10 protein-coding genes are annotated in these 9,720 nt (G+C 72.2%); 3 read left to right on the top strand and 7 right to left on the bottom strand.

All coding sequences use genetic code 11. The annotated features are described in order from the left end of the window. On the bottom strand, positions 1 to 782 hold a 782-nt coding region (locus CCN51_RS01030; protein ID WP_043491926.1), incomplete at its 3' end, for a lysophospholipid acyltransferase family protein. 175 nt (positions 783 to 957) lie between these two features. Between CCN51_RS01030 and CCN51_RS01025 the strand changes: the two genes are divergently transcribed. Further along, positions 958 to 1,788, top strand: a complete 831-nt coding sequence (locus CCN51_RS01025) for an alpha/beta hydrolase (RefSeq protein WP_014180409.1) — start codon at positions 958 to 960, stop codon at positions 1,786 to 1,788. Continuing rightward, a complete protein-coding gene (locus CCN51_RS01020) occupies positions 1,775 to 2,401 on the top strand; it encodes a hypothetical protein (protein WP_014180408.1) in 627 nt (208 codons plus the stop codon). The genes CCN51_RS01025 and CCN51_RS01020 overlap by 14 nt, the downstream gene beginning before the upstream one ends. A 59-nt stretch (positions 2,402 to 2,460) precedes the next feature. Here the strand turns inward: CCN51_RS01020 and CCN51_RS01015 are convergent, their stop codons facing one another. The 6 genes from CCN51_RS01015 to CCN51_RS00990 form a co-directional block, all read right to left on the bottom strand. Beyond that, positions 2,461 to 3,276 carry an endonuclease/exonuclease/phosphatase family protein gene (locus tag CCN51_RS01015; RefSeq protein ID WP_014180407.1) on the bottom strand — a complete coding sequence of 272 codons (816 nt, stop codon included), beginning with the start codon at positions 3,274 to 3,276 and terminating at the stop codon, positions 2,461 to 2,463. A gap of 20 nt (positions 3,277 to 3,296) precedes the next feature. Beyond that, positions 3,297 to 4,238 carry an ROK family glucokinase gene (locus tag CCN51_RS01010; protein ID WP_014180406.1) on the bottom strand — a complete coding sequence of 314 codons (942 nt, stop codon included), beginning with the start codon at positions 4,236 to 4,238 and terminating at the stop codon, positions 3,297 to 3,299. A 57-nt stretch (positions 4,239 to 4,295) separates the two neighbouring features. Then, complete coding sequence (locus tag CCN51_RS01005; RefSeq protein ID WP_014180405.1) at positions 4,296 to 4,832, bottom strand: DUF5304 domain-containing protein; 537 nt, start codon at positions 4,830 to 4,832, stop codon at positions 4,296 to 4,298. 116 nt (positions 4,833 to 4,948) lie between these two features. Beyond that, on the bottom strand, positions 4,949 to 6,259 hold the full coding sequence (locus CCN51_RS01000; RefSeq protein ID WP_014180404.1) for an ArsA family ATPase: 1,311 nt from the start codon (positions 6,257 to 6,259) through the stop codon (positions 4,949 to 4,951). A gap of 117 nt (positions 6,260 to 6,376) precedes the next feature. Further along, on the bottom strand, positions 6,377 to 6,820 hold the full coding sequence (locus CCN51_RS00995; RefSeq protein WP_014180403.1) for an SRPBCC family protein: 444 nt from the start codon (positions 6,818 to 6,820) through the stop codon (positions 6,377 to 6,379). Between the two features lie 74 nt (positions 6,821 to 6,894). After that, positions 6,895 to 7,656, bottom strand: a complete 762-nt coding sequence (locus CCN51_RS00990; RefSeq protein WP_078610688.1) for a metallophosphoesterase family protein — start codon at positions 7,654 to 7,656, stop codon at positions 6,895 to 6,897. 263 nt (positions 7,657 to 7,919) lie between these two features. Here CCN51_RS00990 and CCN51_RS00985 point away from each other — a divergent pair, with 263 nt between their 5' ends. Next, positions 7,920 to 9,719: an AMP-dependent synthetase/ligase gene (locus tag CCN51_RS00985; protein ID WP_014180401.1), complete on the top strand. Its 1,800-nt coding sequence runs from the start codon at positions 7,920 to 7,922 to the stop codon at positions 9,717 to 9,719. Position 9,720 lies beyond the last annotated feature (1 nt).

The raw sequence follows: 9,720 nt of genomic DNA, 5'->3' as shown, positions 1-9,720 counted from the left end.
GCGCCGGCCTTGTCCCCGCCCTGATCCCCGCCCTGGTCCCCGGGCTTGTCGTCCCCCGACTTGTCGTCGGCCGCGCCCTCCGCGCTCTTGCCCTCGCGCTTACGGGCCGCCTCGGCGTCCGCGATCTGCCGCTTGGCGACGGTCGCGTAGATGTCGACGTACTCCTGCCCGGACAGCTTCATGATCTCGTACATGACCTCGTCGGTCACCGAGCGCAGGATGAAGCGGTCGTTGTCCATGCCGTGGTAGCGGCTGAAGTCCAGCGGCTTGCCGATCCGGATGCCCGGCCGCATCAGCTTGGGCATGACCTTGCCCGGTGGCTGGATCTTCTCGGTGTCGATCATCGCGACCGGGATCACCGGGGCGCCGGTCGCCAGCGCCACCCGCGCCAGACCGCCCGGCTTGCCGCGGTACAGCCGCCCGTCCGGCGAACGCGTGCCCTCCGGGTAGATGCCGAACAGCTCACCGCGCTCCAGCACCTCGATACCGCTCTTGATCGCGGCCTCGCTCGCACCGCGCCCGCCCGAGCGGTCCACCGGCAGCTGCCCGACGCCCTTGAAGAACGCGGCGGTCAGCTTGCCCTTCACACCCGGGGTGGTGAAGTACTCCTGCTTGGCGATGAAGGTGACCTTGCGGTCGAGCATCGCGGGGAAGAAGAAGGAGTCGGAGAACGACAGATGGTTGCTGGCGAGAATGGCCGGCCCCTCGGCGGGGATGTTCTCCAGCCCCTCCACCCAGGGCCGGAAGGCAAGCTTCAACGCCCCGCCGACCAACAGCTTCATGGTGCCGTAGAACAACCGAGGACCTCGCCTGTATCCGACCTGTACCCGACGAGGAGACCTTAACGTGCCTACCCCCTGTCCGGCGCGCCGCGTACGCTGAGATCCCGGGCCGCCCGGCCCCGTTATGCGACTGCCTGTTACACCGACTGCCCGTTACACCGAACGGAGATCCGCGGTGCCGCTCCTCCCCGGGGCCCAGCCGTTCCGCCACGACGGCGGAGAGATCGGCGTCCTCGTCTGTCATGGCTTCACCGGCTCACCCCAATCGGTCCGCCCCTGGGCCGAGCACCTTGCGCGGCAGGGCCTGACGGTCTCGCTGCCGCTGCTGCCCGGCCACGGCACCCGCTGGCAGGAGCTTGCGATCACCAGCCGGGAGGACTGGTACGCCGAGGTGGACCGGGAGCTGTACGGGCTCGCCGCGCGGTGCCGGCACGTGTTCGTCTGCGGGCTGTCCATGGGCGGCGCGCTCGCCCTGCGGCTGGCCGCCAGGCACGGGGCGCGGGTCAGCGGGATCGCCCTGGTCAACCCGGCCCACAAGATGCACGACCGGGCGGCCCCGGCGCTGCCGGTGCTGCGCCATCTGGTCCCCTCCGTCAAGGGCATCGTGAGCGATATCGCGAAGCCGGGCACGCCGGAGTCGGGCTATGACCGGGTGCCGCTGAACGGCGCGTACCAGCTGCGCCGGCTGCTCCAGGAAGTGGACGGCGAGCTGCCACGGGTGACCCAGCCGCTGCTGCTGATGCACAGTGCGCAGGACCATGTGGTGCCGCCGGTCGACTCGGCGCGCATCCTGAGCCGGGTCTCCTCCCGGGATGTCACCGAGCTGGTGCTGGAGCGCAGCTACCACGTGGCGACGCTGGACCACGACGCGGAGCTCATCTTCGCCGAGACCCATGCGTTCATCAGCAGGCTGGCGCGGGGTATCGATCAGGACAGCGGGGATGCGGACCCCGGGACGGATATGCGACTCGGGAAGGAGGGGGCGGCGGCCAGTGGCGGAGCGTGACCCGAACGAGAACGAGGCAGGCGCGCGGGACGACGACGCCGCGTTCGCCGAGATCGTCGCGGCGTACGACAAGGAGACCCGGGACCCGGAGGGCCCGGCGCCGTGGCCCGAGGCCGAAGATCTCCCGGCCGACGCGCAGCGCGCGCACGGCGCGGACGACACGGCTGACGCGGCGGATGCGGACGACGGGGCCGACGGGGACGAAGGGCGCGGCAAAGGCAGCCCGGCTGCGGGGGCCGGTCCGGTGGACGTGGCCAAGCCCGATAAGCCGCTGGGCAGCTTCATCGTGTACGCGCCGGGCGTCGGCCCGCGCGACTGGGAGCCCGCCGAGCCGTCCGACGACGACTTCGACGAGACCGACGAGGGCCACTTCGTCCCGCCCGAGCCGCCCCCGCTCCCCGAGACCGACACCACCACCCGCTTCGCCTGGCTGGGCGTCCTGGGCGGCCCGCTGCTGCTCCTCGGCGTGGTGCTGTTCCAGGTGGAGCTGACCTGGTGGATCAGCACGCTCGGGGTGGGCGGCTTCCTGGGCGGCTTCACCACGCTGGTGCTGCGGATGAAGGGCGACGACGAGGAAGAGGACGAGGACCCGGGGCGCGGCGCGGTCGTCTGACCCCGGCGCGGCGGCCCCCGGGCCCAAGCTCCTTCGGTGCGGGCAAGGAGCCCCCGGCCTCAGGCCAGGAGCCCCTTGCCCGTCGAACCGGCGGGCACGGCGGAGGAAACACGGGGGAGCCTGAGGGCCGCGAGGACCGGGAGATGGTCCGAGGCCGCCCGCAGATCCGCCTCGGTGACCCCGGGCAGCCCGGCCGGCACCCCGCAGCCGAGGATCTCCACGCCCTCGGTCGCGAACAGCGCGTCGATACGCTCACGCGGCTGCCCCGGCGGATACGTCAGCTCGCTCCCCCAGGGCTCGGTCGCCCAGGCGTCGCGCAGCGGTCCGGCCAGCCGGCGGAAGGCGCGGCCCTCGGGCGGATCGTTGATGTCACCGGCCAGGACGGTGTACGGGACGTCGAGCCGGGCCAGCTGGTCCAGGACCATCCCCGCCTGGTCGTAGCGCTCGGCCTCGGCCAGGCTCAGATGGCAGCTGACCACGCCGAGCCTGATGCCGTTGTCACCCCGGTGCCCGCCCCCGAAGCGCAGCACGGCGGTGGCCAGACCGCGCCGGTGCAGGCCCGGGACGTGGGGCAGCAGGATGTCCTCGGTCCGCTCCACATGGGCGCGCAGCGAGGTCAGCAGCATCGGGCCGGTGGCGGTGGCGCCGCCGGTGGTGTGGACGAGGCCGGTCTCGCGGGCCAGCCAGGAGGCGGCCTTGCGCCAGCGGAAGAAGCGCGGCGCCTCCTGGACGCACAGCACGTCGGGGGCGCAGGCCCGGACCACCCGGACCAGCGCCTCGCGGTCGTCGCGCATCGAGCGGATGTTGTAGCTGAGCACCCGCACCACCGCCGCGTCCTGGGCGGTGGCCGATGCCGGCAGGTCCGCGAGCACCATGTGTCGTCCCCCCGTCCCCGTCAGCCCTGGCGGGCCAGGTCGGCGGCGCCGACGAGCCCGGCCTTGCCGCCGAGCTGGGCGGCGAGCACCTGGGCGTGCGGACGCCACTGATTGCCGACCAGCCAGCGGCGGAAGGACTTGCGGATCGGCTCGAGGACCAGATCGCCCTCGTCCGAGACGCCGCCGCCGACGATGAACGCCGAGGGGTCGAAGAGCGAGGCCAGGTCGGCGAGGCCGGCGCCGGCCCAGCGGGCCAGTTCGCGGAAGGAGTCGATGGCGACCGGGTCGCCCTGGCGGGCGGCGTCGCTGATGTGCTTGCCCTGGATGCCCTCGGGGGTGCCGTCGCCGAGGCCGAGCAGCACCTCGGCGCTCTCCGGGGTGGCGTTGGCGCGCTGCTTGGCGTAGCGGACCAGGGCGCGGCCGGAGGCGTACTGCTCCCAGCAGCCCTGGCTGCCGCAGCCGCACAGCAGCCCGTCAGGGACCACGCGGATATGGCCGAACTCGGCGGCCACGCCGAAGCGGCCGCGGTGCAGCTTGCCGCCGATGATGATGCCGCCGCCGAGGCCGGTGCCGAGTGTGATGCACACGACGTCGTCATGGCCCTGGCCGGCGCCGAAGCGGTACTCGCCCCACGCCGCGGCGTTCGCGTCGTTCTCGACGACGACGGGGAGGCCCACGCGCTGCTCGACCTTGTCCTTGAGCGCTTCATGACGCCAGTTGATGTTGGGCGCGAAGAGCACCGTGGCGCGCTTGTCGTCCACGTAACCGGCGGCGCCGATGCCGACGGCCTCGATGTCATGGCCGGTGCTGACCTCACGCACCGCGCCGGCGATGGCGTCGACGACCCCCTCGGGAGTCTGCGGGGTCGATACCTTGCACGTCTCGAGAATCGAGCCCTCTTCGTCGACCACGCCAGCTGCGATCTTCGTGCCGCCGATGTCGACGCCGATGGTGAGTCCCATGTGTCCCTCAGTTATTTGGTCGAACCCCGCCGAGGACAACGGTACCGGAGGTGGGGCTCAGTCGAGGTCGATGTGTTCACTACTCGAAGACTCGTTGCCCTTGTCTGCCTTGTCGGCGGGTTTGTCGGCGGGCTTATCGGCGCGGTCGTCGGCCTCGGTGGCGCCGCCGTCGTCGCCACGCGTCCAGCGCTGCTCCTGACCCTGGACGGCGGCCCGATAAGCGGCAAGGAGCTCGGTGCCGGCGGTGGCGAGATGATCGAAGACCTCAGGGTTCCGTTCGATGACCGGTTCGACAGCGGCCTTCGCCTGTGCGATCAAGTGTTGTACGGCGCCCTGCACGGCCGTCCCGGCCAGCGGCGCCTGGGCCCCGGCCAGCCTGTCGGCGATGGCCTCGGCCAGTTTGCGCAGCTCCTCGGCTGCGCTGCCCGGCTCATGGCCACTCTCGCGGGCCCGGCGGCGGGCCCGCTCCGCGGCAAGGTCCTCGGCACAGGCCCGCTCCCAGGCGTCGGGGTCGATGTCGGTGACCGGTACGTCGGTGACCGGGGCATCGCCGGTGAGGGGAGTTTCGGCGGGGCGCTCGGTGGCGTCGCTCATGGCGGGCTCCTGCGGCGGAGGGACTGACGGCCCGGGGGTGTTCATCCGGGCTTGCTCCCGACGTTACCGGAATGAGGAGAGGACGTAAGGGGCGAGGGGCGCCTCCGTCACAGCCGTCACAGGCTCCTCGGCCACAGCTCGGGGTCCGGGGCGAAGCGGACGTGGAGGCGGCCGTCGCGCAGCCCGGCGCCGGACACGGTGCAGCGGCGCAGGGCGGACGGCAGCGGCAGCACCCGGTGAAACGGGCCGACGGTGACGATCAGTTCATCGCCGCGGCGCACGAGGCCGAGGGCGTCGCGGTCGGCGCCGGGCAGCGGCAGCCGCCACACCAGCTCCCCCTCGTCGGCGAGGCGGTCCTCGACCGTCCACGGCTCGGCGGCCGGGCGGTCGGGGCGCGGCTCGGGGGCGCCGACCGGCGCGACGAGGGCGGCGAGCCCGCCCGCCTGGGGCACACCCCCCGGGCCGGCGGAGTCCTGCGGGGCGTCGGGGTCCCGCGGGCTGTTCGCCTCCAGCGGGTCGCGGCCCAGGTGGGGCAGTTCGCGGACGGGGACGTCGGGCGCCCACTCCCCGTGCAGCTCCTTGAGCGCCGCCTGCTGCTGCCCGGACAGCGCCGCGAGCCAGGGGTCGGCGGTGCCGGTGGGCAGCAGCCGGTTGGCGACCACGGCCTCCACGCGGCAGCCGTACAGCGCGAGCCCGGCGCGCGCGGTGCGCAGCGCCCGGTCGGCGAGCGGTCCCGGGTCCACCACCAGCCGTACGGTGGTGGCCTCGGACTCGATCAGCGCCTGCACAGCGGCCAGTTCGCGCTCCCAGCGCCCGGCCGTCTCGTACAGCTTCTGGGCGGGCATCGGCACCCCGGCGAGCTGCGCCAGCATCGGCCGCAGGGCGCGCGCCGCCTGCCGCTCGGCGGGCAGCAGCCGGCGCAGATAGCGGCGCAGCTGCTCGGGCAGCGCGAGGACCGCGACCGTATCGGGGGCGGGCGGCATGTCGACGACCAGAACGTCCCACCCGGCGGCGGCAGGGTCCGCGTCGTGGACGGCGCGCAGCGCGCGCAGCACCGCGAAGGCCTCCGTGCCCGGCAGGCCCGTCAGCTCCTCGGGGTCCAGCGGAGTGGCGCCGAGCATGTCCAGCGCGCCGCTCCCCCGTTCCTGGAGGGAGGTCAGCTCGCCGCGGAACCAGTCGTCGGCGGCGATGCGCGCGGCCCACATGCCGGGGGCGGCCTCGACCGGCGGGGACCACGGCAGCCGCTCGGCCGACGTGGCGGTGGCGGGCCGGGGCGTGGGGAGGCCGAGCAGCGCCTCCGGGGTGCCGTCGCGGTCGGCCGTGAGCAGCAGGGCGCGCCGTCCCTCGCGGGCGGCGGCGAGCGCGGTCGCGGCGGCGACGGTGGTGCGGCCCGCGCCGCCGGTACCGGTGACGAGGACCGTACGCATGAAAAGGAGCCTCCGGGCAGGGTGGGGCTGGGACGGGCTTCCCGACCGTAGCGGGATCAGTGGCGCTCGCAGTCGCGCCCGCGCCGGGCGGGGCCGGGCCCGGGGGCCCGGTCGGGCCTAGGCGGCGCTCTCCACCCGCTTCTTCAGACCGGCCAGCGCGCGGTCGATGATGACCTTCTCGGCCTTGCGCTTGATCATGCCGAGCATCGGGATCTTGACGTCGACGGTGAGCTGGTAGGTGACCTCGGTGCGCTTGCCGCTGTCGACCGGGGCCAGCAGGTACGAGCCGTCGAGGGAGCGCAGCATCTGGGACTTGACCAGGGACCAGCTGACCTGGTTGTCACCTGTCCAGGTGTATTCGAGGGTGTAGTCGTCCTTGATCGCCCCGGCGTCGAGCAGCATCCGCACCTTCTCGGCGCGCCCCCGGTCGTCCTTGGTGAGGACGTCGGCCTCCTTCACCTCTCCGGACCACTCCGGGTAACGGTCGAAGTCGGCGATCACCTCCATCACGTCGGCCGGTGCCGCCTCGATCGTGATGCTCGAGCTGGTGTGTTCCGCCATCGCCGTGGTTCCTTCGGTGTTGGTCCGCTGATCCGCCGCCTGGGTCTCTGCCGCTGAAGGCTACCGCGCGCGGCTTACCACTCCAGGGTCCAGGGGGTGCCGGTCGAGGCGAAGTGTCCGACGTTGACACACTCGGTGGCGCCGACGCGCATCCGGCGGGCGAGCGGCTGGTGGACATGGCCGAAGAACGCGTACTTGGGCCGCACCTCGCGGATGGCGTCGAGGAGAGCGGCGCTGCCGCGTTCGAAGCGGCGGGCGACGGTGTCGTAGCACAGCTCGGGGACGTCGGGCGGGATATGGGTGCACAACACGTCGACCTCGCCGAGCGCGGCGATCTTCGCGGCGTAGACCTCGTCGTCGATCTCGTACGGTGTGCGCATCTGGGTGCGCAGCCCGCCGCCGACGAAGCCGAAGACCCGGCCGCCGATCTCGACCCGCTCACCGTCGAGGACGGTGATACCGGACCCGGCGTACTCGGGCCACAGCCTCGGTATGTCGACATTGCCGAAGGTGGCGTAGGTGGGGGTGGGAAAGGCCGCGAAGAGCTCGGCGTACTGCCGGCGCACCGCGGACTCTATGGCGGCGTTGCGGTCCACCCCGTCCCACAGCCGGTTGCCGAATTCACGGGCCTCCTCGAACCGGCGGGCGGTGCGCAGTTCCACGATGCGGTCGGCGTTCTCGACGCCGAACAGGTCGGGGAAGATGCCGCGGGAGTGATCGGCGTAGTCGAGGAAGAGCACCAGGTCCCCGAGGCAGATCAGGGCGTCCGCGCCCTCGCCCGCCCGCTTCAGATCCCGGCTGTTGCCGTGCACGTCGCTGACCACGTGAACTCGCATGCAGGTCAGCCTAAGTCCTGCGGCCTCGGGCCGTCAGGCGCGGGCCCTCACCGCCCCGCCGCCACCTGCTGTTACTTCCGGGTCCCCGGCGGGGTCGACTAGTCTGCGACGCATACGAGAACGGGGTGTGACGCATCAAACATCTGGGAGGACCCCCTATCCCAGATGCCATACCCATCGGTAACGTCCGGGCAGTCCACCATCCCCCCTTGCCCGCGGGGATTGCCCGTAGCGGCGCCGGCGCCCGACGAGGAGCAGCAGTCTTGCGCGAGTTCAGCCTTCCGGCCCTGTACGAGGTTCCGGCCGACGGGAATCTGACCGACCTCATCCGGCGCAACGCCGCCCACCACCCCGATGTCGCGGTGGTCGCCCGGAAAGTCGGCGGGGAGTGGCAGGACGTCACCGCCACCGAATTCCTCGCCGAGGTGCGGGCTGTGGCCAAGGGCCTGATCGCCTCCGGGGTCGAGCCCGGCGACCGGGTGGGGCTGATGTCGCGCACCCGCTACGAGTGGACGCTCCTGGACTTCGCCATCTGGAGCGCGGGCGCGGTCACGGTGCCGGTCTACGAGACGAGTTCGGCCGAACAGATCCAGTGGATCCTCGGCGACTCGGGCGCGGTCGCCTGTGTGGTGGAGTCCGCCGCGCACGAGGCCGCCGTGGAGTCCGTACGGGACACCCTGCCCGCGCTGAAGAGCCTGTGGCGGATCGAGGGCGGCGGGGCGGTCGAGACCCTGCGGAAGCTGGGCGCGGACATCGGGGACGAGGTGGTCGACGAGCGCAGCGCCATCGCGAACGCCGACTCCCCGGCCACGATCGTCTACACCTCGGGCACCACCGGCCGTCCCAAGGGCTGTGTGCTCTCCCATCGCAGCTTCTTCGCCGAATGCGGCAATGTCGTGGCCCGCCTCAAGCCGATCTTCGTGACCGGCGAATCGTCGGTGCTGCTCTTCATTCCCGAGGCGCATGTTCTCGGGCGGCTGGTGGAGATCGCGGCGGTGCTGGCGCCGATCAGGCTCGGGCATGTCGCGGACATCAAGACGCTCACCGACGAACTGGCCTCCTTCCGGCCGACGTTGGTGCTGGGCGTGCCGCGCGTCTTCGAGAAGGTCTACAACGGGGCGCGGGCGAAGGCCCAGGCCGACGGCAAGGGCAAGATCTTCGACAAGGCCGCCGCGACCGCCATCGCCTACAGCGAGGCGCTGGACACCCCCGCCGGGCCGTCCTTCGGACTCAAGCTCAAGCACAAGGTCTTCGACCGGCTGGTCTACAGCAAGCTGCGCGCCGTCCTGGGCGGCCGGGCCACCCACGCGATCTCCGGCGGCGCCCCGCTGGGCGCCCGGCTCGGCCACTTCTACCGGGGTATCGGCTTCACGGTGCTCGAAGGGTACGGCCTGACGGAGTCCTGCGCGGCGACCACCTTCAACCCGTGGGACCGGCAGAAGCTCGGCACGGTCGGCCAGCCGATGCCGGGCACGGTGGTCCGGATCGCGGACGACGGCGAGGTGCTGCTCCACGGCGACCACCTGTTCAGCGGCTACTGGAACAACGAGGCGGGGACGGCGGAGGCGCTGTCCGACGGCTGGTTCCACACCGGCGATGTGGGCACCCTCGACGAGGACGGCTATCTCACCATCACCGGCCGCAAGAAGGAGATCATCATCACCGCGGGCGGCAAGAACGTCGCCCCGGCGGTGATCGAGGACCGGATCAGGGCCCACGCCCTGATCGCCGAGTGCATGGTGGTCGGCGACGGCCGCCCCTTCGTCGGCGCGCTGATCACCGTCGACCAGGAGTTCCTGCCGCGCTGGCTCGCCGAGCACGGCAAGCCGGCCGACGCCACGGTGGCCGATCTGCGGGAGGACCCCGAGCTGCTGGCCGAGATCCAGCGCGCGGTGGACGACGGGAACGCGGCGGTCTCCAGGGCGGAGTCGGTGCGCAAGTTCCGGATTCTGACCACGCAGTTCACCGAGGACTCCGGGCATGTCACGCCGTCGCTGAAGCTCAAGCGGAGCGTGGTGGTCAAGGACTTCGCCGGCGAGATCGAGGCGCTGTACCAGCGCTGAC

The sequence above is a fragment of the Streptomyces milbemycinicus genome, assembly GCF_002154605.1.
GTDB lineage: Bacteria > Actinomycetota > Actinomycetes > Streptomycetales > Streptomycetaceae > Streptomyces > Streptomyces milbemycinicus.
The sequence above is the reverse complement of the archived record's forward strand: the minus strand, read 5'-3'. Positions and strand labels throughout refer to the sequence as shown.

Coding starts and splice junctions, on each gene's coding strand:
- CCN51_RS01015 (WP_014180407.1), bottom strand. CDS start 3,276: ATGGTGCTCGCGGACCTGCCGGCATCGGCCACCGCCCAGGACGCGGCG.
- CCN51_RS01010 (WP_014180406.1), bottom strand. CDS start 4,238: ATGGGACTCACCATCGGCGTCGACATCGGCGGCACGAAGATCGCAGCT.
- CCN51_RS01005 (WP_014180405.1), bottom strand. CDS start 4,832: ATGAGCGACGCCACCGAGCGCCCCGCCGAAACTCCCCTCACCGGCGAT.
- CCN51_RS01000 (WP_014180404.1), bottom strand. CDS start 6,259: ATGCGTACGGTCCTCGTCACCGGTACCGGCGGCGCGGGCCGCACCACC.
- CCN51_RS00995 (WP_014180403.1), bottom strand. CDS start 6,820: ATGGCGGAACACACCAGCTCGAGCATCACGATCGAGGCGGCACCGGCC.
- CCN51_RS00990 (WP_078610688.1), bottom strand. CDS start 7,656: ATGCGAGTTCACGTGGTCAGCGACGTGCACGGCAACAGCCGGGATCTG.